Raw genomic sequence first — 23,564 nt, forward strand, 5'->3', positions numbered from 1 at the left:
CGGCGCTATCTTGGCGGCTTGAGCATCACACTGACTCCCCTGACGGATCCCGACTTCCGGCCGTTCAGCCGCCGGATCGCCTGGCTCGCCGCGGACGGCGACGGCAATCCGGTCGGCTCCGCGTTCCTCCGGCTCAACAGCCGCTCGTCGCACGAGCACCTGGCCGAGCTGGAGCTCACCGTGCATCCGGCCGAGCGGCGGCGCGGGATCGGCTCGCAGCTGCTCGCGGCGGTCGTCGCGGCGGCGCGCGGCCACGAGGTCCGTACGGTCCTGGCCGACGCCCGGGTGGGCTCAGCCGGCGACCTGTTCCTCGAGCACCACGGCTTCACCGTCGGACTCACGTTGATCTACGCGCGCCTCGAGCTCGCGCTCGCCGATCCGGTGGTCGAGGGGTCGCCCGGCTACCGGTTGGTGTCGTGGACGGGCGTCGTACCGCACGAGTGGGCGCAGAGCTTCACGGCTGCCCGGGCCGGGATGGACGACGCACCGACCGGCGACATCGCGTACGGCGAGGACGCGTGGGACGTGGAGCGGACCCGGTACGCCGCCCGGGTGATCGAGGAACGCGGTGAGCACCTGACCACGGTCGCGGCCGTCGACCCGGCCGGGACGATCGTCGGTTTCACCGAGCTCGTCGTACCAGGTGACGGGAAGGGCGACGCGCAGCACTACGGCACCGCCGTAGTCCCGGCCCATCGCGGCCATGGCCTGTCGCTGTGGATGAAGGCCGAACAGATCCGCCGAGCCCGCGCCCGCTTCCCGGATCTCGAGGGCCTCCTGACCGACACCGTGAGCACGAACACCCCGATGCGCCGCATCAACGACCACCTCGGCTACCGCCCCACCCACACCGACAACCGCCGTACGCTCGCGCTACACGAGCCCGGCCAGCCGGTAGAGGACCAGTGAGCCGGCGACGGCCACGTTGAGGCTGGCACCGGTACCGATCATCGGGATCTCGACCACCTGATCCAGCTGGTCGAGCGCCTCGGGCGGGATCCCGGTCCGCTCGTGACCGAGGACGGCGACCGTACGATTCCTGGCCGGCGGCAGGTCGGCGAGGCGGATCGACTCGTCGGCGAGCTCGACGCCGACGATCGTGGTGCCGCCGCGGGTCTTCTGATCGATCAGCCAGCGGACCGGATCGTGGCCGGTCCAGTGCACGCAGGTGCGGCGCCGCAGCGTGTTGCCGCGGGCAAGCGCGTCCGGCACCCACGGCAGCTTCGGTACGGCGAGGCACGCCCCGACCGCATCACACGTGCGCAGCAGCGTGCCAAGGTTGACATCATGCTTCGGCCACAGCGGAGCGATCAGCAGGTGGTCCCAGCAGGAGTGGGACCGGCGGCGTCTTTGGTGCCTCAGGTCCTTCGGGCTCCGCACCCGGACCTGTGGGCCGCTCATCGAACGGCCGGAACTATCCTCCCGGCAGGCATCTGAGTCATCTGCGAGGGCGCTTCGCGGCGCGCCCGGGCCTTCGTTGGGGTTTGCGGCAGCCAGGATACGTGACTACTGGCCGAGAATTTTCTGGACGGCGGCTGTGGTGATGGGGTGGTAGCCGGGGCGGGCCTTGGCGAAGACCTCGGCGGCGAAGGCCCGGTCGGTGCCGGCCAGGGCGCGGTAGACCGGCAGGACGAGCTTCATCCGGCCGACGCGGGTGAGGAACGACGCCATCTCGGCGTACGACGACTCGTAGCTGCTCGCGGCGACGATCTGGTACCAGCGCCGGGCGATCTCGCCGTTCGCCGTACCGGTCAGGCCGAAGGCGCGGTCGAGCTGGTGCAGCTGCTCGGCGCTCAGCATGTCCGGCGCCGCGTCCAGGAAGCGCAGCCACTCCTGCGTCGTCCAGCCGGCCGCACCGGCCGGCAGCTCACCGGTCGCCAGCCAGTTGTCCCGGGACCGGTCGACGGCCTCGAACCGCTCCGACCTCGCCCGGCGCGCGAACGCTGGGATGCCCGGCTCGTCCAGCCACGCGGCCAGCTCGGCCTCGGTCACGACCCCCGGGTTCGGGTCCAGCAGCCGCTCGCGCAGGTGCGCGACGAAGTCCGCCGAGTTGATGCTGCGGAACGCGAAGCGGTCGAAGTACCCGCGCAGGAACGGGTCGAACACCTCGCGCGAGAACCGCTCCTCCAGCCAGGACAGGAACCACGACCCCTTCAGCGGACCGCAGGACGTCGTGCCGTGGTACTCGGTCCCATGGTTCAGCCCGGGCAGCTCCATCGCCAGCTCGGCCGGCGTCAGGGGATCCAGCTTCACCACGGTCGCGTGCTGCTTGATCGCCGTCTCCATCACCGCGAACTCGGTGCCGTAGACGGCCTCGACGATCCGGTTCTCGACGTACGACGTGAAGCCCTCGTTCAGCCAGATGTCGTCCCAGCTGTCCTGGGTGACCAGGTTGCCCGACCAGCTGTGCGCGAGCTCGTGCGCGACCACGCTGACCAGCGACTTGTCCCCGATCACCACGGTCGGGGTCGCGAACGTCATTCGCGGATTCTCCATCCCGCCGTACGGGAAGGACGGCGGCAGCACGAGCAGGTCGTAGCGGCCCCAGCGGTACGGGCCGAAGAGCGCCTCGGTGACCCGCATCATCTCCTCGGTGTCGGCGAACTCGGTCGCCGCCCGCTTGGCCAGCTCCGGCTCGGCCCACACGCCGGTCCGGTCGCCGATCGGCTCGAACACCAGGTCCCCGGCCGCGATCGCGAGCAGGTACGACGGGATCGGCTCGGGCATCACCACGTCGTACGAGCCGGTGCGGCGGGACGTCGTACCGTTGTCGGCACTCATCAGCACCATCAGCTCCGGCGGAGCGGTGACGTGCGCGGCGTAGCTGAACCGCACGCCCGGCGTGTCCTGCACCGGCACCCAGCTGCGCGCGTGGATCGCCTGCGACTGGCTGAACATGAACGGCATCACGCCACCCGCGGTCATCGACGGCTCCAGCCACTGCAGACCGGTCGCGGTCGGCGCGGTCCGGTAGCTGACCCGCACGCGCTCGTGCCGCGCGGTCCGGACGTGCAGGGCCGAGCCGAGCTCCGGATCCGGTACGGCGAGGTTGTACTCGAGCGGCTCCCAGCCGTCCGCGGTCGCACCCTCGACCGCGAGCACCGTCAGGTCCCGGGTGTCGAGCACGAGCCGGTCACCGGCACCGGTCCAGGCGAGCGTGTGGGTGGCGCTGCCGGACAGCACCTTCTCGCTGAAGTCCAGCTCGAGGTCGAGGTCGAGGTGGGTGGTCCGAACCAGGGCAGGTTCGGCGTACGAGTGGCGATCGTGCGTCACGGATTTACTCCCCGAGTGAGGTGTCCGGGGAACATTACCCACGGCCGGCCCGGTTGGGACGGCCAATCTGGGCCAGCCGCACCACCGTGCCAAAAGGCCCACATTTGATCAGACCGGCACCCTGGACACATGCGGGGAAACCTGTGGGCCGCCACCCGACCGCTGGCCGCCGTCCTCACCCTGCTGGCCGCCGCGGCGTGCACCAGCCCGAGTGCCCCACGCCCAGCGCCGACCTCGCCGTCCACGCCGTCGACATCGGCCGCACCCTCGACGCGGTCGCCGGTCCCCTCCCCTACGTCGGCCCCACCGACGCCCGAGGTGTCGCCCCGGCCGGCCACCTTCGACAGCGCGGCCGCCATGAGCACCGTGCGGTACCTGGCCGGCCTCGGTCCCCGGGAAGCGACCGGTCCGGCGTATCTGCAGGGTCTGACCTGGCTGGAGCAACGCTTCCGCGCCCTCGGCTACCAGACCCGCCGCCAGGCCTTGCGAGTCCCGGCGGGCAACTCGTGGGGGGTCCCGGTCCGCGCCGGCACCACCTGGAACCTGATCGCCACCAAGCCCGGCTTCGACCCCGCGACGCCGCACCGCATCGTGGGTGCCCACCTCGACACCGTCCCCCAGGCCCCGGGCGCCGAGGACAACGCATCCGGCGTCTCCGTCCTCCTCGGCACAGCCAACCTCAGGCACCGCCTCCCTACGGTGTTCGTTGCCTTCGGCGCCGAAGAACCCCGCGGCCCCGGCGACAACCGGCACCACTACGGTTCCCGCGCGTACGTCGCCTCGCTGCCGCCCGCGCAACGCCGCGCACTCCGCGGCATGGTCTCCCTCGACCGGGTAGGCGTCGGCACCGTCGTACCGATCTGCTCCGCTCAGGCCGACGACGTGGCCCTGCGCAACGAACTCCGCGCGGCCGCGGCCCGTGCGCGCGTGCCCAGCCGGGCCTGCGTGAACCGGTCGAGTGACCACTGGTCGTTCGTCCGCTCCGGCCTACCAGGCGTCCGCCTCGGCAGTACGCCGTACGCCGAGTACCACAGCGCCCGCGACCTCCCGCGGGTCGTCTCCCCCGCCCAGCTCGGCCGCATGGGTCGAGTGGTCGCCGCCTGGCTCGCCAGTTAGCGCAGATCGCTCAGGATCTGCTCGGCCCGCGTGCCCGTCACCACGCGCGGACTGAAGTCGCTCCCGATCACGTACGGCGTGAGCCGGGCCGCCTTCAGCGACTTGCCCCAGTAGGTGAGCTCCAGCAGCACGCCCTCTTGCGTCTGCTGAGAGAAGTCCATGTCGAACACCAGATTCCCCAGCGAGTGCGCGACCACCTTGCCTGGCAGGAACTGCACACTCTGCACCCAGTGCGGGTGCCCACCGATCACCAGGTCCGCTCCAGCCTTTGTGAGCGCGTCAGCCACCGTACGCTGCGCAGGCACCGGCGTGTGCGTGTACTGCTGTCCCCAGTGCGGCAGTACGACGACCACGTCGACGGCCGCCTTGAGCGCCGTCACCGCCCGGGTGACGGTGGCCAGGTCACCGGCGTTGAGCGGCCCGGTCCGCGGCGGCATCCGCAGGCTGAACGCGCCGGCGCTGGACGCCGTCGCGCGCGGCGTCTCCCCGATCGCGTTGAAGGCCAGGAACCCGAACCGGACCCCGTCTCGCTCCACGATGGCCGGCCGAGCCGCTTCCGTGAGGTTGCCGCCAGCACCTACCGGCTGGATACCACCCGCGCGCACCAGCCGGACAGTCTCGAGTAGTGCGCGCTGCTGGAAGTCGCCGGTGTGGTTGTTGGCCAGTGAGAGTACGTCGACGCCCGCTGCCCGCAGTCCGGCGACGACACCGGGTGGCGCGGCGAACGAGTCGCCTCCCTGTTGCGGCGTACCCGCTCGGGACAGCGTGCTCTCCAGGTTGAGCACGGTTAGGTCGGCCGAAGCCAGCCGCGGGCCGATCGCGCGCAGCGGTCGGGAGACGTCACCGGTCCTGGCCGCGGCGGTGGCGACGCGGCGGCCGAGCATGACATCGCCACCTGCCGTCAGGTCGATCACTGGGGCTGTCGGCTGCGGTCCTGGTGTGCGTAGCGGGTAGCGGGCGGGGTCCTTGAAGGGGTCGATGCCGGCGATCGTGACTGGGCGGATGGACGGGCCGGCCGCGGAGGCGGGCACCAAGGCGAGCGTGGTGGTCGACCGTTGCGCCTGGCGCAGGGAGCCGACCCGGAAGCCTCGCCAGGACCTGACTGTGCCGCGGACGATCGAGCGGGCAGTGGTGAGGTCGATGTCCTGTGCGGCGCGGGTCGGGTGGATCGCCAGGACCAACGGTTGCGTGGTGGCGGGTGTGGTCGGGATCGTTGCACTTGGCGACGGCCTCGCGGGCGCGGCCGTCGGTGTGGCCGACGTCGTAGTTGGCGTCGTACTGGGTCTGGCAGTGTCCGAGCAGGCGACCAGGGCGGCCGCTGCCAGAGCGGCCAGCGAGACCTGCCACCGCGCGGCCATAGCGCCACGGTAGCCGGGCCTTCAATCTCCACAGCCCGGTACGGCGGTTGCGGAATCGGGGGTGCGACCTAGCAGACTGTGAGCATGATCCCCCAGGGCAGTCCGGAGCTGGTGCTCAAGCGGCGACCGTTCGGCTCCTGGCTGCTCGGACCGGCCGACCAGAGCCCGCGGATGCTGCGGTTCCGGCTGCAGGTGCTGATGACGACCTTCTCGATCGGGACCAACGTCATCGGCGCGGCGATCGTGTTCGCGCTGGCGATCTTCGTGCTGCCCGGTCCGCCGCTCGTCGAGGAGCTGCAGTACGTCGAGCGGATCGCGATCCCGGCGTACGTGGTGCTCGCGGTCGTGGTCGGCGTCGTCTGGAGCACCCGGTTGGCCCGCCGGGTCACGCGCTGGGTCGACGAGGACCGGCCGGCCACCCGGAAGGAGCAGATCGCGACGCTGCAACTGCCGTTCCGGTTGACCCTGATCGAAGTCTTCCTGTGGCTGCTGGCCTGCGTGCTCTTCACCGTCCTCACCGTGGTGCTGCAGCCGGAGAACGCGCTGCGGATCGCGGTCACCATCTTCGACGGCGCGATCATCACCTGTTCGGTCTCGTACCTGCTGACCGAGTTCGCGCTCCGGCCGGTCGCGGCCCGGGCGCTCGCCGACTCGCCTCCGCCGCGACGCCTGCTCGCCGCCGGGCTGAAGGCGCGGACGGTCTTCTTCTGGGCGGTCGGCTCGGGGGTGCCGGTCGCCGGCCTGATGCTGGCCGCGGTCCTCGCGCTGATCGAGCAGGACGTCTCCCCGACCCGGCTGTCGGTGATGATCCTTGCCCTCGGCATCGTCGCCATCGGCAACGGGTGGCTGCTGACGTTGTTGTCGGCGCGGTCGGTGGTCGCGCCGGTCCGGTCGGTGCGGCACGCGCTGACGCTGATCGGCGACGGGCAGCTGGACGTCCGTATCCCGGTGTTCGACGGGACCGAGCTCGGGTCGCTGCAGGCCGGGTTCAACACGATGGCCGAAGGCCTGCGGGAGCGCGAGCGGATCCGCGACCTGTTCGGGCGGTACGTCGGTCCGGAGGTCGTGCAGGAGGCGCTGAGCAGCGACCGGCTCGGCGGGGAGGAGCGGTTCGCGGCCGTCCTGTTCGTCGACCTGGTCGGCTCGACCGAGCTCGCGGCGGACCGGACGCCGACCGAGGTGGTCCAGCTGCTCAACCGGTTCTTCACGATCGTGGTCGAGGAGGTGGTGCGGCAGGACGGGTTCGTGAACAAGTTCGCCGGTGATGCCGCGCTCGCCGTCTTCGGTGCCCCGGCCGAGTTGCCCGACGCCGCGGGCAGTGCGCTGCAGGCCGGTCGTACGCTCGCCCAGCGGCTGGCCGACGAGCTGCCGGAGGCGAGCGCCGGGATCGGGGTGACGGCGGGGATCGTGGTCGCGGGCACGGTCGGCGACGTACGGCGGCACGAGTACACGGTCATCGGTGACCCGGTGAACGAGGCGTCCCGCCTGAGCGAGTTGGCCAAGACGACTCCGGGACGGCTGATCGCGTCCATGACGGCGGTCGAGGAGGCGGCGCCCGCGGAGGCCGCGCAGTGGCGGCCGGGAGAGCAGGTGACCGTCCGCGGCCGCCAGCAACCAACCCATCTGGCCGTCCCACAGTGACTCGACTACCCCAGTAGCCGCTTCTCCTCGATCAGTTGGTGCAGGAGGGCGGCGCCGTACAGCATGGACTTGGTGCGCTGGTCGTGAGCGGCCCGGCGTTCCGCGATCGCTGCCCGCAAAGCCTCCGTGCTGCCGGTACGACGTAAGCCCTCGAGCACCGGCCTGATCTGCTCGAAGTAGTAGCGCCCCTGCCGCAGCATGTGGATGATCCGCGCGTCCCGCACCTGCTCGGGCCCGTAGCGCCGGTACTTGGTCCCCGGCTCGCGCGTCGGCTCCAGCAGCCCGGCTGCCTCCCACACCCGGAGCGCCGACGTACGCACGCCCAACTGGTGCGCCAACTCCCCCACCAACAAGGACGGACCCGCCACCGGCGCGTCGTCGAGGAACTCGGCGGCCGCCGCGCCCAGGGCCTCACTGGCCGCATCGGTCGCCGTGCGCAACTGGTGCAGGCCGGCATGTGTCGCGTCCACCAGCCGATACACGAGCGCCTCGTCACCCGCGTGCACGGCCAGCATGATCTCGGTCGCCACCTCGGCCCCGAACCCCGGTGCCAGCGCCCGATAGGTCAGCAGCGCCGACAGGTGTTCCTCGCCGTACTGCCGGTACCCGGTCTCGGACCGCGGCGCCGGCGGCAGGATCCCCGCCGCCTCGTAGTTGCGCACGAGTTGCGTCGAGATCCCGGCCCGCCGCGCCAGATCCACCGGCCGCAATCCCACCGCCGTACCTCCCTCTCGAAACCCTGACTCGGTCAGCCGCCGGACGATCGCGGTCAGCGGCCGCCGGCGACGTCGACGGTGGAGCCGGTCATGTAGGAGGAGCGGTCGGAGGCGAGGAAGGCGATCACCTCGGCGACCTCCTCGGCCTTGCCCGGCCGGCCGAGTGGCGGGGTCGTGCCGATCCGTTCGAGGCGGCCTTCCTCGTGGATGTCGGTCTCGATCAGGCCCGGCCGGACGCCCAGCACGCGGACACCTTCCTTCGACACCTCGTTCGCCAGGCCGACGGTCAGCGCGTCGACCGCGGCCTTGCTCGCCGCGTAGTCGACGTACTCACCGGCCGACCCCAGCACCGCGGCCCGGGACGACACGTTGACGAGCACACCGCCGGAGCCGCCGTACGCCGTGGACATCCGCCGGACCGCCGCGCCCGCGACCAGGATCGCGCTGATCGTGTTGATGCGGAACACCCGCTCGAGCCGCGCGGCGTCGTACTCCGCGACCCGGCCGGACGGCGAGACCACGCCGGCGTTGTTGACGACGGCACCGATCGGACCCAGCTCCGCGGTCACGGTGTCGAACAGCCGCTCGATCTGATCCGTTTCCGCGACGTCCGCCTGGACCGCCACGGCTCGCCGCCCGAGCTCCTCGCAGGCCTTGACCACCCGCGCCGCCTCGTCCGCGCGGGTCCGGTAGTTCACGCCGACATCCCAGCCGTCGGCCGCCAGCGCGACCGCCGACGCGGCCCCGATCCCGCGACTTCCACCGGTGATCAGAACGACCCCACGCCGTACGTCAGTGTCCGTCATGCCCCCAGCCTACGAAGCCGGCCGGATCGAGAGCTGCAACTGCGTCTCGGTGTCGGTGAACCCGAGCGCCCGGTAGAGCCGGATCGCCAGGTACTCCGGATCCGCGACCATCACCAACGTCCGCGCCCCACCCTCGGTCAGCCCGTACGTCGACGCGCGATGGACGAGTGTGCTCGCGATCCCCCGGTTCCGGTCGTCCGGATGCGTCTGCACACTCTGGAACCGCGCCAGCCCCCGGCCGTCGAAGACCAGCCCGAGCGAGCTCTGCAGCCGGTCGCCGTCGAACGCCCCGAACCAGGTCCCGTGCCCGGCCGCGACCAGCTTCCGCTTGCTCGCCACCCGTCGCCGGGTGAACTCGGCGTACAGGTCGTCGACCTCCATCGGCGCGGTCGCCAGCCCGAGCTGCACCAGCTGCTCCCAGTCGTCCTCGGAGGTCAGACGGCGGTACGTCGACTCGTCGTTCGGCCGGGCCGGCGGTACGACGGCGCTCGCCGTCATCACCACGTCCCGGCCGATGTCGAACCCGGCCGCGACCACCTCGTCCTCGGCGCCAACCACGCCGTCCGCCGTATCGATGCCTAAGGCAACGTGCTCGGCGGCCGGGAACTCGGCCCGGAACGCGTCCAGCCGGCGCTGCACGTCACCGGGCGCGAACGGCGTCCGGAACAGCAGGAAGTTGCCCCACCAGAAGTGCGGGTTGTCCGGGGACCGCACGACGACGTACTCGCCGGTGTCCGCGAGGTCACTCCCGCCGAGCTCCAGCAGCAGGAGATCGGTACGGAAGCCCAGGCTGTTGATCATCACCCGCTCATCGTCCAGGCAGCGTCAACCGGATTGCTTGACATGCAGCCGCCCGGCTGCCTAATGTCATTCATGCAGCCAGACGGCTGCATGAACGGAGCGGAGGGCGATGGACGACGAGGTGTTCCGCGCGCTGGCCGACCCGAGCCGCCGGCAGTTGCTCGACCGGCTGAACGCGCAGAACGGTCAGACCCTGCGGGAGCTCTGCGCCGGCCTCGCCATGGCCCGGCAGTCGGTGAGCAAACACCTCGCCGTGCTCGAGGGCGCGAATCTCGTCGCCACCGTGTGGCGTGGGCGCGAGAAGCTGCACTACCTCAACGCCGAGCCGATCAACGCCATCGCCGACCGCTGGATCAACCAGTACGACCGCCGGCGGGTGCAACTGTTCGCCGATCTCAAGACGGCTCTGGAGGCCGAGACCATGAGCGACAACGACTTCGTCTACACGACCTACATCAAGACCACGCCGGAGCGGCTCTGGCGGGCGCTGACCGACCCCGAGTTCACCAAGCAGTACTGGGGCGTGCATTTCGAGACCGAGTGGACGGCGGGCGCCGAGCTCGTCTGGTACCAGGGGGACGTCCGGATCGAGGGCCCCGGCCAGACCGTCGTCGAGTACGACCCGTACCGTCGGCTGGCCTACACCTGGCACCACATGACGCCGGAGTTCGCGAAGGCGGTGGACCTGGACGACGACGTCTACGAACGCGCCCGCCAGGAGCCGCTGTCCACCGCGACCTTCGAGCTCGAGCCGGCCGGGGATCAGGTCAAGCTCACCCTCGTCCACTCCGGCTTCGAGCCCGGCAGCGCGATCCGCGAGCTGGTCCGCGAGGGCTGGGTCGAGCTCATCTCCGACCTGAAGTCCTTCGTCGAGTCCACTCCCGAGCTGCGTCTCGAGACCGCCAGCTGACCCGGCCTTCTCTTACGGGCGTTTGTGGATCAGCAGGGGAAGGACGGCGGCGGCGCCGGCTTCGCGGAGTTTCGCGGCGGCCACGGTGATCGGCCACTGGGACGACGACGCGTCGGCCAGCAGCAGGACCGTGCGGGCACCGATCGCCTGCGCGGTCGCGTCGTCGATTTGGATGCCGTCGCGCCACACCTTCGCCTCCTCGGCGGACGAGAGGTCGTCGGTGAAACCGGCCGAGTTCACCGAGAGTTCAGCGCGGTCCAGCCGCCCGACCGTCGCGACATGGTCGGCCAGCTCCGCCGTCAATCGACCGTACCCACCCGCGGCGAGGGGTACGACGACGTCCGGCCGGCTCGACCAGGAGCCGCGCCAGCGCGAGAGCGCCGCCACCGCGCCCGCCTTCAAGGCCTCGAGCGCCTCCGGATCCGGAGGCCCGTCGGTGAAGGTGCCGCGCAGCACCTCCCGCCACTCCGGGGCGTCGGCGTAGACGACCGTCCGCCCGGGCTCGGCGGACAGCTCCACCGGGATCCGGCCCTTCGCGCCGAAGGCCCCGCCGGGCCACATCTTCCGCGGCTCCAGGACGTGCACCTCGCCGCGCAGCAGCCGGATGATCGACTGCACCGTCTCCGGCTCCGGCGCCGCCCGCAGCGGATCGGGCAGCTCGCCGAGGCACACCGAGCAGCGGCCGCACGGCTCGGCCGACGGATCGTCCAGCGACTCCTGAAGCAGTTGCATGAGGCAACGGTCGCCGCGGGTGTAGGCCCGCATGATGTTGGCCTCGCGGCGGCGGACCGCGACGATCCCGTCGTAGTGCGCCGCGTCGAACGTCCACTCCGCTCCGGTCCGCACCCAGCCCTTCTCGACCCGCTCGACCACTCCGTCGACCGCCAGCTGCTTGAGCATCAACTCGACCCGCGTGCGCCGCAGGCCGGTCTCGGCCTCCAGCGCGGGGACGCTCGCGGGCTGATCCGGCCCGTAGCCGTCCAGCCCGCGCAGCAGGCGGTTCACGTTCTCCGGCACCGGAATCGTCGCGGTGGCGAAGTAGTCCCAGACGCCGGCGTCAGCGTCCGACGGCAGCAACGCCACCATCGCGTGGTCGATCCCGCGGCCGGCACGCCCGACCTGCTGGTAGTAGGACACCGGCGAGGGCGGCGAACCGACGTGCACGACGAACCCGAGGTCCGGCTTATCGTAGCCCATCCCGAGCGCCGACGTCGCGACCAGCGCCTTCAACTCGTTCGCCCGCAAGGCATCCTCGAGACTCTCCCGCTCCCCCGCGTCCAGCCCACCCGTGTACGCCGCGACCGGCACGTCCTGGCCGTGGACCTCCTGGATCGCTGCCGCGAGTCGCTGCGCGTCGGACACCGTCAACGTGTAGACGATCCCGGAGCCCGGCAGCTTCGGCAGGTGGTCGACCACCCAGGCGAACCGGTCGAGCGGCGACAGCGCGTCGACGACTGCCAACTGGAGACTCGAGCGGGCCAACGGACCCCGCAGCACCAGCGTCGACTCCCCCAGCTGATGCGCGACGTCGTCGGTCACCCGCGCGTTGGCGGTCGCGGTCGTCGCCAGCACCGGGGTCTTCGGGTTCAGCTGCTGCAGCACGTCGGACACGCGCCGGTAGTCCGGCCGAAAGTCGTGGCCCCAGTCCGACACCGCGTGCGCCTCGTCGATCACCAGCAACCCGACCTGCCCGGCCAGCCCGTCGAGCACACGCCGGCCGAAACCGGGATTCGCCAGTCGCTCGGGCGACACCAACAGGACGTCGATCGCGCCGGAGCGCAGGTCGTGCTCGATGCCCGACCACTCGTCGATGTTGTTCGAGTTCAGCGTCGCCGCGCGCAGCCCGGCCCGGCTCGCGGCGGCGACCTGGTCGCGCATCAGTGACAGCAGCGGCGAGACGACCAGCGTCGGCCCGGCACCCTCCGCCCGCCGGATCGCCGTGGCCGCCCAGTACACGGCCGACTTCCCCCAGCCCGTCGCCTGCACGACCAGGACGCGCGCACTCGCCTCGGACAACGCGGCGACCGCGGTCTCCTGGTCCGCCCGGAGGCGCGCACTCTCGCCCGCGATCGCGCGGATCACCCCGCCGGCGATCTCGGCGCGCGCGTCGGTCAACGTGCTGGTGGTCGAACTGGTGTCAGCCATGCCAACGACCCTAGACGCCCGCGCCCACACTTTTCTCGCGCCGCCGTCACCCTGTGGACAACTCAGGCGGTGTCCACAGGATCAGGCGCATTTCCCCGGGTGGCAGGGTTGACCACCAGCGTCGACCAGTCGCTGCGGACCAGGACCCTTCGCCGCCAGAGCGTCGTACGGATTGGCCAGGGCGCAGCGGTCGAGGGAGAGACAGCCGCAGCCGACGCAGTCCTTGAAGTCGTCGCGGAGCTGCTCCAGGTGCAGGATCCGCTTGTCCAGCTCGGCCTGCCAGCACTCCGAGATCCGCTCCCAGTCCTGGCGGGTGGGCGTGCGGTTCTCCGGCAGCAGCGCGAGGATCGCGGCCACCTCGGCCAGCGGGATGCCGACCCGCTGGGCGATCCGGATCAGCGCGACCCGGCGGAGGGTGTCCCGCTTGTACCGTCGCTGGTTCCCCGACGTACGGCGGCTGACGATCAGGTTCTGCCGTTCGTAGAAGTGCAGTGCCGAGACGGCCACCCCGCTGCGTTGCGCCAACTGCCCGACCGTCATCTCGCCCGGCTCGATGTCCACCCGCTCGTCCCTCCGACCTCGACCTGCGTCGAGGCTAGCCGACGGATTCAGGGGGTCACGAGTCGGCGTCCGATGCTCGCGGACATCAGCGCGGCGGCCGCGCACAGGCCGCCGGCCAGGTACCAGGCGAGGTTGTAGCTGCCCTGCACGTCGCGGATCGCGCCGGCGCCGGTGGCGGCCAGCGCAGCGCCGATCTGGTGCGAGGCGAACACCCAGCCGAACACGATCGGCCCGTCCACACCGAACCACTCGCGGCACAGCGCAACGGTCGGCGGCACCGTAGCGACCCAGTCGAGGCCGTAGAAGATGACGAACACCCAGACGCTCGGCTGAGCCGTCGGACCGAGCAGCGACGGCAGGACCAACAGGGACAGCCCGCGCAGCGAGTAGTACCCGATCAGTAGGTACCGCGGGTCCCAGCGGTCCGTCAGCCAGCCCGACACGATCGTCCCGCCGACGTCGAACACGCCCACCAGCGCCAGCAACGAGGCCGCGGTCGTCACCGGCATGCCATGGTCGTGGGCCGCGGTGACGAAGTGCGTGCCGACCAACCCGTTGGTCGACGCGCCACAGATCGCGAAACCTCCCGCCAGCATCCAGAACGCCGGCCTGCGCATCGCCGACCGCAGTGCGCCCAACGCCCGCAGCGCACTGCTGCCGGTCGCCTCGACCCGCTGGCCGGCAGTGCTGCCCTCCGGAGCGCCGTACGCTGTCAGGCCCACGTCGCTCGGGTAGTCCCGCAGGAAGAGCAACACCAGTGGTACGACGGCCAGCGCCGTACCGGCCGCGATCAGAGCCGGCACGCGCCATCCGTACGCGGTAGCCAGACTCGCGATCAGTGGCAGGAAGATGAGCTGACCGGTTGCACCGGCCGCGGTCAGGATGCCCGTGACCAGTCCGCGACGCTGGACGAACCAGCGGCCGGTGATGGTCGCGACGAACGTCATCGACATCGACCCGGTGCCGATCCCGACCAGCAGACCCCAAAGCAGCAGCAACTGCCAGGACGCGGTCATGAACACGGTCAGACCGCTGCCGAGCGCGATCAGCACCAGCGCACCGCTGACCACGCGGCGCAGGCCGAGCCGATCCATCAGCGCCGCGGCGAACGGCGAGATCAGGCCGTAGAGCAGCAGGTTGATCGACACCGACGCCGAGATGGTCGCGTGCGACCAGCCGAACTCGTCGTGCAACGGGTCGAGCAGGACCCCCGGCACGGACCGGAACCCGGCCGCCCCGATCAGCGTCACGAACCCCACCGCGGCGACGACCCAGGCCAGGTGGACCCGGGCAGCCTTCTTCTCCACCATCTGCGTCACCGGGACAGCCTGCCGTTCCGGCGACCGCCGAACCAGTGGCCAGAACGCCATCATGTGTCAAGATGTGGCCATGGCTCCTCCGGACCTGCGTCACCGTCGGCTCACGCCGGTCAGGCCCCACGTGGTCGCCGTCCTCGCCCTCGAGCCGGTCGTCGGCTTCGACCTGACCATCCCGCCGACCGTCTTGGGCGCGGCGCGGAAGGCCGACGGCACACCGCTGTACGACGTGCGCGTCTGCGGACTCGAACTCGCTCCGGTGCGGGCCGCCGCCGGCTTCAGCCTCATCCCGGACTACGGGCCGGAGGTGCTGGCCGAGGCGGACACCGTGATCATCCCAGGCACCTACATCCCGCAGCCACGGCACGAAGGCACCCTGCCGGACGACCTGGCGAAGGCGCTCGCGACCATCCGGCCGGGCACCCGGATCGCGTCGATCTGCACCGGCGCGTTCGTCCTCGGCGCGGCCGGCCTGCTCGACGGACGGCCCGCCACCACGCACTGGATCCGCGCGGAGATGTTCCGCGCGCTCTACCCGCAGGTGAAGCTCGACGAGGATCTGCTGTTCATCGACGACGGCGACATCGTCACGTCGGCCGGGCTGGCCGCCGGCGTCGATCTCTGCCTGCACCTGATCCGCCGGGACTTCGGCAGCGAGGTCGCCAACCGGGCCGCCCGGCACTGCGTCGTACCGCCCTGGCGGGACGGTGGGCAGTCCCAGTTCATCGAACGCGTCGTCCCGGACGAAGGCAGCGAGGGTACGGCGCCGACGCGTACGTGGGCCCTGGAACGGCTCGGCGACGAACTCGGTCTGGCCGCGATGGCCGCGCACGCGCAGATGAGCGTGCGCACGTTCAGCCGGCGCTTCAAGGCCGAGACCGGGCAGTCGCCGGGCACGTGGTTGCTGCAGCAACGCGTCCGGCACGCGTGCCACCTACTGGAGACCACCGACCTGTCCGTCGATCGGGTCGCCGAGTCGGCCGGCCTGGGTACTGCGGCCTCGTTGCGCCACCACCTCCGGACCGAGCTCGGTGTCTCGCCACTCGCCTACCGCAAGACCTTTCGGGCCGGCTGAGTCACAGCACGACCAGGTCGTGCGGCTGTTTGTTCATCGGCTCCACACCCTCCGCCGTGACGACGACGATGTCCTCGATCCGGGCGCCCCACCGGCCAGGCTGGTAGATGCCGGGCTCCACACTGAACGCCATCCCCGGCTCGAGCAGCAGCCCGTTGCCCGCGACGATGTACGGCTCCTCGTGCACGTCCAGCCCGATCCCGTGCCCGGTCCGGTGGATGAAGAACTCACCGAACCCGGCCGCCGCGATCACGTCCCGCGCCGCCGCGTCGATCGACTCCGCCGGCACGCCCGGCCGGACCGCGTCCACAGCCGCCTGCTGCGCGTCCCGCAGTACGGCGTAGGTCGCGGCGACGTCCGCGTCGCGCGGCGCGCCGACGGCGTACGTCCGGGTCGAGTCGGAGTTGTAGCCCTCGGCAACGGGTCCGCCGATGTCGACGACCACGACGTCGCCGGACTCGATCACCCGGTCGGACAGGCTGTGGTGCGGGCTCGCGCCATTCGGCCCGCTGCCGACGATGACGAAGTCGGCCGCGACGTGTCCTTCCTCGACGATCGCGGCGGCGATGTCCGCACCGACCTCGGCTTCCGTCCGGCCGGGGCGCAACCACTCGCCGACCCGCGCGTGCACCCGGTCGATCGCGGCGCCCGCCCTCCGCAGCGCCTCGATCTCGGCCGCGTCCTTGCGCATCCGCAACTCGCGGACGATCGGACCGGCGAGCACCTGCTCCGCCTTCGGCAGGGCATCGCGCAGCGCAAGCACGTGCAGCGCGGGCGTGAAGTCGCTGACCGCCACCCGATCCGAGGCCCGCAACCGGTCCGCGGCCAGACCGTACGGATCGTCGCCGTCGACCCAGGTCACGACCTCGACCCCGAGCTCGGCCAGCGGCACCCCGGCGAAGCCAGGCGCCTCGAGCTTCGGCACGACGAGGGCCGGCGAACCGTCGGCCGGAACGACGAGTGTGGTCAGTCGCTCGAACGAACCGCCGGCCTGACCGATCAGGTACCGCAAGTCCGAACCGGGCGCGATCAGCAGACCGGTCCCGGCGGCGGCCTCCCCGGCGCGCTCCAGCCGGGCATGCAGAACGGCGGCTTCGGGGACGGGACCTTGCGGCGTTCGACTCGACATGGGCCGACTTTAGCCCGGACGGGGTAGGTCGCGCCGGGAGTTATCCCCAGCCCCTCAAGCGGTCGATCGAGTTTGTCGGCGGGCGTTGGTACAACTGGTCGCGGCTCGATCGAGACCCGGTCGGCAACGGCGAAAGGCGACCTCCATGACACTCCACCACGTGTCCTTCGGCGACGGCGTACCTGTGCTCTCGCTGCACGGCTGGACTCCCGACCATCGGCTGATGTCGGGCTGCCTGGAGCCGATCTTCGCCGACCTGCCCGGATACCGGCGGCTGTACCCGGACCTCCCCGGGATGGGCCGGTCGCCGGCGGGTGCGATCGACAGCTCGGACGGGATCATGGCCGAGGTCCGCGCGTTCGTCGACGACCACATCGGCACCGAGCCGTTCCTGCTCATCGGCGAGTCGTACGGCGGTTATCTCGCGCGCGGCCTGGTCGCGGAGCGGCCGGAGCAGATCCTCGGCCTCGGCCTGATCTGCCCGATCGGCACCGCGTTGATGCACGCCGACCGGACCGTGCCCGAGCACGTCGTACTGCGATCCGAGCCCGGCGTGGTCGAGTCCCTGGCCGAGGGCGAGGACTTCACCGACCTGGCCGTCGTCCAGACCGCGGCCGCGCTGGCGGCGTACCGCGCCGACGTCGCGCCAGGGCTGGCCGCGGCCGACGTCGAGGCACTCGAGCGGATCCAGAAGAACTGGGCACTGTCCATCGCCCCGGAGAGCGGTCCGGTCTACCGGCGGCCGACGCTGATCGTCTGCGGGCGGCAGGACTCGGTCACCGGCTACGAGGACCAGTACGCGCTGCTCCCCCACTACCCGCGGGCGACGTACGCCGTCCTGGATGTTGCCGGGCACAACCTTCAGCTCGAGCAACCCGCGCTGTTCGGCGCCCTGATCCGCGAGTGGCTGCTGCGCGCCTCGGAGTCGTAGGGCCATCACTCCGCGGTGGTATCAGCGAGCACGGCGGGGTGGCGGTGGTCCAGGAGCCGGTGCTGACCGGTTTTCGCGGCGCGGGTGCGGAGGTACTGTCTGGGGATGTGGTGGTTGCTGGCTGCCCTCGGGGGCGGTGGGGTGGTGCTTGCGGGCCGGTATCTGTGGGACCGGCGCGCCGCACAGCAAGGCGATGCCGAGGAGCTGGAACAGGTCCGCACGCTCGCCGACGACGACGTGACGCTGCTCGGCGAGGAGCTCCGGCGGCTGGATGCGCAGGTGGCCGGGACGACACTCGACGCCGACGGTCAGGCCGACTACCAGGTGGCTCTCGACGCGTACGAAGCGGCGCAGCGGGCGGTCAAGGGCATCCGGAAGCCGGACGACATCAGCGCGGTGACGGACACGCTCGCGACCGGGCGGTACGCGATCGTCTGCGTGCAGGCGCGGGTCCGCGGCGAGCAGGTGCCGGAACGCCGGGTGCCGTGCTTCTTCAACCCGCAGCACGGTCCGTCGACGACCGACATCGTCTGGACCCAGCCGAGGATCGGCACGCGGACGGTGCCGGCGTGCGCGCAGGACGCAGCGCGCATCCGAGCGGGTGACGAGCCGGAGGTGCGGTACGTGACGATCCACAGCCGGCGGGTGCCCTACTGGGAGGCGGGCGCCGCGGTCGCGCCGTACGGCCAGGGGTACTTCGGTGCCGGAGCCGGCGCGAGCTACATCGCGCTGGCCGGCTTCGACGCCTCGAGCGGGAGCTGGGGTGACACCGGCAGCTACGGCGGCGGGCACGACGCCGGCGGCTCCGGCGGAGGCGGCTGGGACGCCGGCGGCGGAGGCGGCGACAGCTGAGGCGGGCCGGAGTCTCGGCTACATGCGGAGGTGCGAGCCGCCGTTGAAGTCGAGGACGGTGCCGGTGGCGAACTCGGCTTCGGGTGACGCCAAGTAGAGGATGGCGGCGGCCACCTCCGACGGATCGGCGACCCGTTCGAGCGGGCTCTCCATCCGGCGGCGGTCGTACCCTTCACCCGCGAGGTTGACCGCGGCCATGTCGGTGGTCGTCCACCCGGGCGCGATCGCGGTCACGGCGATCCCCTCCGGCCCGAGGGCACGAGCAAGCGATTGGGTGAACGACACGATGCCCGCCTTCGACGCGCCGTACGCGGGCTGGTTCGGCTCCCCGCGGAACGCACCCCGGGACGACACGTTCACGATCCGCCCACCGCGCCCCATCTGCCGGACCGCGCACCACGCGACGTTCGCCGGGCCGACCAGGTTCACCGCGAGCGTGTCCGCCCACGCCTGCTGCCACTCGGCGTACGTCGTGTCCCGGATCCGGTGCGGGTGGTAGACGCCGGCGTTGTTCACGAGTACGTCGATCCCGCCGAGAGCCCCCGCAGCCTCGTCGACCATCGCCCGGATCGCCTCCGGATCCGCGAGGTCCGCCTGGACCATCACGTGCCCCGAGCCCGGAAGCGCCGACAGCACCTTGCCCGCGGCCTCGGCCGACGAGCCGTAGTGCACGGCCACCCGATCGCCGGCGGCGGCGAACGCTTCGGCGGTGGCTGCACCGATTCCTCTGGAGGCACCCGTGACCAGGACTGCACGACACATGCCCCCGATCCTGTCATCACCACCACGCCGCGCAGCCACCAGCTCTCACGGCGGACGGTCCGTCAGCCTCGCGGCTTGAAGTCCCGGCGGTAGGACTTGCTCGCGCGCACCCACTCCTTCTTCGCCTCGGCCCGCAGCCGGGCGTCCGACCGCCGGGCCATGTACGCCGCCTCCCGCTGCAGCTTCGTCCAGCTCTCGTAGCGCCGGTACGGCAGCGTCCCGTCCTCCAGCGCGGCCTGCACCGCGCACCCCGGCTCGGTGACGTGCGCGCAGTCCTTGAACTTGCACTGCTCGGCCAGCTCGGTGATGTCCGGGAACGCTGCCGCCAGCCCTTCACCCGACTCCTGCAAGCCGATCCCCCGCAGCCCAGGCGTGTCGATCACGACTCCACCCGTCGGCAGCACGATCAACTCACGCCGCACCGACGTGTGCCGGCCTTTGCCGTCCTCCCGGATCGTCTGCACGTCCAACATTTCGACACCGGCCAGTGCGTTCACCAGCGACGACTTGCCCGCACCACTCGAGCCAAGCAGCGCAACAGTCGAGTCACCGGCCAGCAACGCCTGCACGGCCTCGAGTCCCTCGCCGGTCGTCGCACTGCACACGAGTACGTCGGCGCCCGGCGCGGCACGCGCCACGTCCTCGGCGACGGCGTCCGCATCACCGACGAGATCAGCCTTGGTCAGTACGACGACCGGCCGCGCACCGCTCTCCCACGCCAGCGCGAGGAAGCGCTCGATCCGGCCGATGTTCGGCTCCGGATGCAGCCCGACCACGATCGCGATCACGTCGACGTTGGCGGCCAGCACCTGGCCTCTCGACGAACCGCCGACCTCCGCGCGCACGATCGCCGTACGGCGCGGAGCGACGGACTCGAGCGTGATCCGGTCGTCCGGCCAGGACCGCAGTACGGCCCAGTCCCCGGTACACGGGCCGGCCTGCGGGTCGGTGGCCATCGCGGCCAGGAGCGCACCGGACCACGTGGCGCGGACCGGGCCGCCCTCCGTGAGCACCGTGGCCAGACCCTTGTCGACGCGGGCGACGCGCCCCGGTACGAGCTCGTCCGGGACGGTCTCGAGGAATTCGGCCGTGGCGGCGTCGAGTCCCAGGGCCTGGAGTGTTGCTGACATGCGGCGAACCTTTCAGAGGGTCCGGCCGCGAGATCAGCTCAGCGGACGGACAGTGCGGGAGGCTGTGTCGGCCCGGCGGGCCTGACGCAGGTGCATGGTGGCCGCCTCCCTTCGAAGTCCTGAGTGGTCCTGGTCGAGGACCGGCTGATGCCGTCAGCGTAGGTCGTCGGATTCGGTTTGCGCACCGGATTTTCCGACCGGCTCCGGCTTGCGTTCCGCCTTCGGCGCGGCCGCCGGGGCGTCACCTTCCGGCTGCGCATCGTCCGGCGATGACACCGGCTCCGAGCCGTCGGTCGGTACGACGGGAGCCGGCTCCTCCAGCGGGGTCAGCGAGTGCTCGTGGTGGTGCGGATCCGCCTCGGCCTTCATCACCGGCTCGACCTCATCCTCGTCGTCGTCGTCCTTCTTCTTCGGCTCGACGCCGGACCTGGTCTCCAGGTCCTGGGTCCGCGACTTGTGCGGCCACAGCCGGTCGACCACCGCGTTCAGTGCCGCGCCGATGAGCACCGCGATCGCGGTCAGGTACAGCCACAGCAGGACCGCGATTGGCGCGGCCAGCGGACCGTAGATCGACGTACCGCCAACTGTGCTCTGCAGAACCCAGCGCAACAGGAAGCTGCCCAGGATCCAGATCGACAACGCCAGGAACGACCCCGGGAGGTCGGAGACCCACGGCGTACGGACCGGCACGGACAGGTGGTAGAGGGTGTTCAGGAAGCCGGCCGACAGGATCGTGACCACAGGCCAGTAGAGCTGGTTGAGGAAGTCCAGCCGGTGCGGCAGCAGCGCGTCCACCGCGTCCGGGCCGGCGAGCACCAGCGGCAGCACGATCACGCCGATCACGAGGGCGGCGCAGTACAGCGAGAAGGACAGCGCGCGGGTCCGGACGATGCCGCGCTTGCCGCCCATCCCGTACATGATCGTGATCGTGTCGACGAACACGTTCAAGGCGCGGCTGCCGGACCAGAGCGCGAGCACGAAACCGATCGAGATGACATCCGGCCGACCGCCGCTGAGGACCTGGTCCAGCGTCGGCACGATCACGCTCTGGACCGAGTCGACGGTGAGCGCCCGGGCCGCCAACTCGGCGATCTGCTGCTTGATCTCGTCGATCGTCTCGACCTCGAAGTACCGGCTGGCGATGTAACCGAGGCTTCCGGCCAGACCGAAGATCAGCGGCGGCAGCGACAGGATGGCGAAGAACGCCCCCTCGGCGGCCAGGCCGGTGACCCGGTAGCGCAGGCAGACGCCGACGGTCTGGGTGAGCAGCTTCCAGGTCGTCGCGGGGATCTTGCGGACCCATGCCAACGAGAGGAAGCTCCCACCCGTGGGTCCTGCCCCAGAACGTGCCATACCGCTTACCGTACTGACATGGCGGATCCTTTCGCGGTAACGAACCAGGCTCCTCCGATGCGCGGGGTGAACTTCTTCACCCGGGACGTGGCACTCGGTGACGCTCTGCGTCCGTACGTCGACCTCGCGGACGACGCCGGGCTGCGCCGGATCGGTGAGCTGGCCGGCTCGGAGGAGGCGCTCGCGCAGGCCCTCCCGGCGAACCAGAACCCGCCCGTCCTGCGCACCCACGACCGCTACGGCCACCGGATCGACGAGGTCGACTTCCACCCGTCGTGGCATTGGCTGATGGAGCAGGCGGTCGACTTCGGCCTGCAGGCCGCGCCGTGGACGAGCGACTCTCCGGCGCCGCACCTGACCCGGGCCGCAGGCTTCTACCTGTGGTCCCAGGTGGAGCCGGGGCACGGCTGCCCGATCTCGATGACGTACGCCGCGGTCCCCGCCCTCCGCGCCGACGAACGGCTCGCGAAGGAGTGGATCCCGGCGCTGGCGTCCACGCGGTACGACGTACGCCGGCTGCCCGCGGCCGAGAAGGCCGGTGTGCTCGCCGGGATGGGGATGACCGAGAAGCAGGGCGGATCGGACGTCCGGGCCAACCTGACCACCGCGACGCCGACCGGGAGCGACGGCGAGTACCAGCTGAACGGGCACAAGTGGTTCTGCTCGGCGCCCCAGGTCGACGTGTTCCTCGTGCTGGCGCAGGCGCCGGAGGGGCTGAGCTGCTTCGTCGTACCGCGGGTGCTTGCCGACGGCAACCGGAACGCGTTCGCCCTGCAGCGGTTGAAGGACAAGCTCGGCAACCGGTCGAACGCGTCCAGCGAGGTCGAGTTCCACGGCACCGTCGGCTACCGGCTGGGTGACGAGGGCGCCGGGGTCCGCACCATCATCGAGATGGTCGCCGCCACCCGCCTCGACTGCGTCCTCGGCTCGGCTGCCCTCCAGCGCCGGGCCCTGGTCGAGGCGGTCTGGCACGCCCGGCACCGCTCCGCCTTCGGCAGCCTGCTCGCCGACAAACCCGCCATGCAGAACGTCCTCGCCGACCTCGCCATCGAGAGCGAGTCGGCAACAGCCCTCGCCATGCGTCTCGCCGCCGCCGTCGACGCCTCCCTCGGCCAAGGCGCCGGCGCCGAGGTGGGCGCCGGCGGGAGAAGCGCGGAGCAGGAAGCGGCCTTCCGGCGGATCGCCCTACCGTTGGCGAAATTCTGGGTGTGCAAGCGGACGCCGTTCATGGTGGCCGAGGCGCTGGAGTGTCTGGGTGGGAACGGGTTCGTGGAGGAGTCCGGGATGCCGTTGCTGTTCCGGGAGTCCCCGTTGAACTCGATCTGGGAAGGCTCCGGGAACGTCAACGCCCTGGACGTGTTGCGGGCGCTCCGGCGACCCGAGTCCCTGGAGGCCTGGCTCACCGAACTGGCCACGGTGCAGGGCGCCGACCAGCGGCTCGACACCGCGGTGAACGACGTACTGCAAGCGCTTGCTGACATCGACGGAGCCGAGGCCGGCGCCCGCCGGCTGGCCGCGCGGATGGCGTTGTGCCTGCAGGCTTCCTTGCTGCTCAGGCACTCGACCCCGGCCGTCGCGGACGCCTTCGTGGCCTCCCGGCTGGCGGGCGACTGGGGTGGTGTGTTCGGCACGCTCCCCCGCACCACCCCCTTCACCCCCATCCTCAACCGTTCATTCGTCGCCTTTTGA

General features: G+C 71.1%; 21 protein-coding genes. 8 read left to right on the forward strand and 13 right to left on the reverse strand.

The window, feature by feature from the left end; translation table 11 throughout:
- The first annotated feature begins 18 nt into the window (after positions 1-18).
- Positions 19-909 (forward strand): GNAT family N-acetyltransferase, encoded by an 891-nt coding sequence (locus ACQPYZ_RS18710; RefSeq protein WP_433157342.1) that lies wholly within the window; start codon positions 19-21, stop codon positions 907-909.
- Here ACQPYZ_RS18710 and ACQPYZ_RS18715 read toward each other — a convergent pair.
- Both ACQPYZ_RS18715 and ACQPYZ_RS18720 read right to left on the reverse strand, forming a co-directional pair.
- Positions 874-1,401 (reverse strand): TrmH family RNA methyltransferase, encoded by a 528-nt coding sequence (locus tag ACQPYZ_RS18715; protein WP_433157345.1) that lies wholly within the window; start codon positions 1,399-1,401, stop codon positions 874-876. The two genes, ACQPYZ_RS18710 and ACQPYZ_RS18715, sit on opposite strands and share 36 nt — an antisense overlap.
- Positions 1,402-1,506: 105 nt before the next feature.
- A complete protein-coding gene (locus ACQPYZ_RS18720; protein ID WP_433157348.1) occupies positions 1,507-3,273 on the reverse strand; it encodes a M1 family metallopeptidase in 1,767 nt (588 codons plus the stop codon).
- A 129-nt stretch (positions 3,274-3,402) separates the two neighbouring features.
- On the opposite strand from ACQPYZ_RS18720, the gene ACQPYZ_RS18725 reads away from it, so the two are divergent.
- Positions 3,403-4,389: a M28 family metallopeptidase gene (locus tag ACQPYZ_RS18725; protein ID WP_433157350.1), complete on the forward strand. Its 987-nt coding sequence runs from the start codon at positions 3,403-3,405 to the stop codon at positions 4,387-4,389.
- On the opposite strand, the gene ACQPYZ_RS18730 is transcribed toward ACQPYZ_RS18725, so the two are convergent.
- On the reverse strand, positions 4,386-5,747 hold the full coding sequence (locus tag ACQPYZ_RS18730) for a CapA family protein (protein ID WP_433157352.1): 1,362 nt from the start codon (positions 5,745-5,747) through the stop codon (positions 4,386-4,388). The genes ACQPYZ_RS18725 and ACQPYZ_RS18730 overlap by 4 nt on opposite strands.
- A gap of 84 nt (positions 5,748-5,831) precedes the next feature.
- Here ACQPYZ_RS18730 and ACQPYZ_RS18735 point away from each other — a divergent pair, with 84 nt between their 5' ends.
- A complete protein-coding gene (locus ACQPYZ_RS18735; protein ID WP_433157354.1) occupies positions 5,832-7,388 on the forward strand; it encodes an adenylate/guanylate cyclase domain-containing protein in 1,557 nt (518 codons plus the stop codon).
- A gap of 5 nt (positions 7,389-7,393) precedes the next feature.
- Here ACQPYZ_RS18735 and ACQPYZ_RS18740 read toward each other — a convergent pair whose 3' ends face one another.
- The 3 genes from ACQPYZ_RS18740 to ACQPYZ_RS18750 are packed head-to-tail and all read right to left on the reverse strand — an operon-like array spanning position 7,394 to position 9,711.
- On the reverse strand, positions 7,394-8,104 hold the full coding sequence (locus ACQPYZ_RS18740; protein WP_433157356.1) for a MerR family transcriptional regulator: 711 nt from the start codon (positions 8,102-8,104) through the stop codon (positions 7,394-7,396).
- Between the two features lie 53 nt (positions 8,105-8,157).
- A complete protein-coding gene (locus tag ACQPYZ_RS18745) occupies positions 8,158-8,910 on the reverse strand; it encodes an SDR family oxidoreductase (RefSeq protein ID WP_433157359.1) in 753 nt (250 codons plus the stop codon).
- Between the two features lie 9 nt (positions 8,911-8,919).
- Positions 8,920-9,711, reverse strand: coding sequence for a GNAT family N-acetyltransferase (locus ACQPYZ_RS18750; RefSeq protein ID WP_433157361.1), 792 nt, complete (start codon positions 9,709-9,711; stop codon positions 8,920-8,922).
- A 109-nt stretch (positions 9,712-9,820) separates the two neighbouring features.
- Here ACQPYZ_RS18750 and ACQPYZ_RS18755 point away from each other — a divergent pair, with 109 nt between their 5' ends.
- Positions 9,821-10,621 (forward strand): ArsR/SmtB family transcription factor, encoded by an 801-nt coding sequence (locus tag ACQPYZ_RS18755; protein ID WP_433157363.1) that lies wholly within the window; start codon positions 9,821-9,823, stop codon positions 10,619-10,621.
- Positions 10,622-10,633: 12 nt separating this feature from the next.
- On the opposite strand, the gene ACQPYZ_RS18760 is transcribed toward ACQPYZ_RS18755, so the two are convergent.
- From ACQPYZ_RS18760 to ACQPYZ_RS18770, 3 genes are all read right to left on the reverse strand, one after another.
- A complete protein-coding gene (locus ACQPYZ_RS18760) occupies positions 10,634-12,766 on the reverse strand; it encodes a RecQ family ATP-dependent DNA helicase (protein WP_433157365.1) in 2,133 nt (710 codons plus the stop codon).
- 81 nt (positions 12,767-12,847) lie between these two features.
- Positions 12,848-13,327, reverse strand: coding sequence for a redox-sensitive transcriptional activator SoxR (gene soxR, locus ACQPYZ_RS18765; protein WP_433157367.1), 480 nt, complete (start codon positions 13,325-13,327; stop codon positions 12,848-12,850).
- 47 nt (positions 13,328-13,374) lie between these two features.
- Entirely contained in the window at positions 13,375-14,637 is a 1,263-nt protein-coding gene (locus ACQPYZ_RS18770; protein WP_433169718.1) for an MFS transporter, read from the reverse strand.
- Positions 14,638-14,716: 79 nt separating this feature from the next.
- Between ACQPYZ_RS18770 and ACQPYZ_RS18775 the strand changes: the two genes are divergently transcribed.
- Positions 14,717-15,718: a GlxA family transcriptional regulator gene (locus ACQPYZ_RS18775; protein WP_433157369.1), complete on the forward strand. Its 1,002-nt coding sequence runs from the start codon at positions 14,717-14,719 to the stop codon at positions 15,716-15,718.
- 1 nt (position 15,719) lies between these two features.
- Here ACQPYZ_RS18775 and ACQPYZ_RS18780 read toward each other — a convergent pair whose 3' ends face one another.
- Complete coding sequence (locus ACQPYZ_RS18780; RefSeq protein ID WP_433157372.1) at positions 15,720-16,847, reverse strand: M24 family metallopeptidase; 1,128 nt, start codon at positions 16,845-16,847, stop codon at positions 15,720-15,722.
- A gap of 145 nt (positions 16,848-16,992) precedes the next feature.
- Between ACQPYZ_RS18780 and ACQPYZ_RS18785 the strand changes: the two genes are divergently transcribed.
- On the forward strand, positions 16,993-17,778 hold the full coding sequence (locus tag ACQPYZ_RS18785; RefSeq protein WP_433157375.1) for an alpha/beta fold hydrolase: 786 nt from the start codon (positions 16,993-16,995) through the stop codon (positions 17,776-17,778).
- A gap of 105 nt (positions 17,779-17,883) precedes the next feature.
- Positions 17,884-18,630, forward strand: coding sequence for a hypothetical protein (locus ACQPYZ_RS18790; RefSeq protein WP_433157378.1), 747 nt, complete (start codon positions 17,884-17,886; stop codon positions 18,628-18,630).
- 18 nt (positions 18,631-18,648) lie between these two features.
- Here ACQPYZ_RS18790 and ACQPYZ_RS18795 read toward each other — a convergent pair whose 3' ends face one another.
- The 3 genes from ACQPYZ_RS18795 to ACQPYZ_RS18805 form a co-directional block, all read right to left on the reverse strand.
- Positions 18,649-19,392, reverse strand: coding sequence for an SDR family NAD(P)-dependent oxidoreductase (locus tag ACQPYZ_RS18795; RefSeq protein WP_433157381.1), 744 nt, complete (start codon positions 19,390-19,392; stop codon positions 18,649-18,651).
- Between the two features lie 62 nt (positions 19,393-19,454).
- Entirely contained in the window at positions 19,455-20,522 is a 1,068-nt protein-coding gene (gene rsgA, locus ACQPYZ_RS18800) for a ribosome small subunit-dependent GTPase A (RefSeq protein ID WP_433157384.1), read from the reverse strand.
- A gap of 153 nt (positions 20,523-20,675) precedes the next feature.
- The gene (locus tag ACQPYZ_RS18805; protein ID WP_433157386.1) at positions 20,676-21,875 is read right to left on the reverse strand and encodes a YihY/virulence factor BrkB family protein; all 1,200 of its coding nucleotides are present in this window, start codon (positions 21,873-21,875) and stop codon (positions 20,676-20,678) included.
- Positions 21,876-21,893: 18 nt separating this feature from the next.
- Here ACQPYZ_RS18805 and ACQPYZ_RS18810 point away from each other — a divergent pair, with 18 nt between their 5' ends.
- Positions 21,894-23,564: an acyl-CoA dehydrogenase family protein gene (locus tag ACQPYZ_RS18810; RefSeq protein ID WP_433157388.1), complete on the forward strand. Its 1,671-nt coding sequence runs from the start codon at positions 21,894-21,896 to the stop codon at positions 23,562-23,564.

The organism is Kribbella sp. CA-247076 (assembly GCF_050942445.1).
Lineage (GTDB): Bacteria > Actinomycetota > Actinomycetes > Propionibacteriales > Kribbellaceae > Kribbella.

Bases quoted from the DNA above. Each gene is read 5' to 3' on its own strand.
- ACQPYZ_RS18810 (WP_433157388.1), top strand. From the start codon at position 21,894: ATGGCGGATCCTTTCGCGGTAACGAACCAGGCTCCTCCGATGCGCGGG.
- ACQPYZ_RS18760 (WP_433157365.1), bottom strand. From the start codon at position 12,766: ATGGCTGACACCAGTTCGACCACCAGCACGTTGACCGACGCGCGCGCC.
- ACQPYZ_RS18805 (WP_433157386.1), bottom strand. From the start codon at position 21,875: ATGGCACGTTCTGGGGCAGGACCCACGGGTGGGAGCTTCCTCTCGTTG.
- ACQPYZ_RS18715 (WP_433157345.1), bottom strand. From the start codon at position 1,401: ATGAGCGGCCCACAGGTCCGGGTGCGGAGCCCGAAGGACCTGAGGCAC.
- ACQPYZ_RS18770 (WP_433169718.1), bottom strand. From the start codon at position 14,637: ATGGTGGAGAAGAAGGCTGCCCGGGTCCACCTGGCCTGGGTCGTCGCC.
- ACQPYZ_RS18735 (WP_433157354.1), top strand. From the start codon at position 5,832: ATGATCCCCCAGGGCAGTCCGGAGCTGGTGCTCAAGCGGCGACCGTTC.
- ACQPYZ_RS18780 (WP_433157372.1), bottom strand. From the start codon at position 16,847: ATGTCGAGTCGAACGCCGCAAGGTCCCGTCCCCGAAGCCGCCGTTCTG.
- ACQPYZ_RS18730 (WP_433157352.1), bottom strand. From the start codon at position 5,747: ATGGCCGCGCGGTGGCAGGTCTCGCTGGCCGCTCTGGCAGCGGCCGCC.
- ACQPYZ_RS18745 (WP_433157359.1), bottom strand. From the start codon at position 8,910: ATGACGGACACTGACGTACGGCGTGGGGTCGTTCTGATCACCGGTGGA.
- ACQPYZ_RS18795 (WP_433157381.1), bottom strand. From the start codon at position 19,392: ATGTGTCGTGCAGTCCTGGTCACGGGTGCCTCCAGAGGAATCGGTGCA.
- ACQPYZ_RS18755 (WP_433157363.1), top strand. From the start codon at position 9,821: ATGGACGACGAGGTGTTCCGCGCGCTGGCCGACCCGAGCCGCCGGCAG.
- ACQPYZ_RS18790 (WP_433157378.1), top strand. From the start codon at position 17,884: ATGTGGTGGTTGCTGGCTGCCCTCGGGGGCGGTGGGGTGGTGCTTGCG.
- ACQPYZ_RS18725 (WP_433157350.1), top strand. From the start codon at position 3,403: ATGCGGGGAAACCTGTGGGCCGCCACCCGACCGCTGGCCGCCGTCCTC.
- ACQPYZ_RS18750 (WP_433157361.1), bottom strand. From the start codon at position 9,711: ATGATCAACAGCCTGGGCTTCCGTACCGATCTCCTGCTGCTGGAGCTC.
- ACQPYZ_RS18775 (WP_433157369.1), top strand. From the start codon at position 14,717: ATGGCTCCTCCGGACCTGCGTCACCGTCGGCTCACGCCGGTCAGGCCC.
- rsgA (WP_433157384.1), bottom strand. From the start codon at position 20,522: ATGTCAGCAACACTCCAGGCCCTGGGACTCGACGCCGCCACGGCCGAA.
- ACQPYZ_RS18785 (WP_433157375.1), top strand. From the start codon at position 16,993: ATGACACTCCACCACGTGTCCTTCGGCGACGGCGTACCTGTGCTCTCG.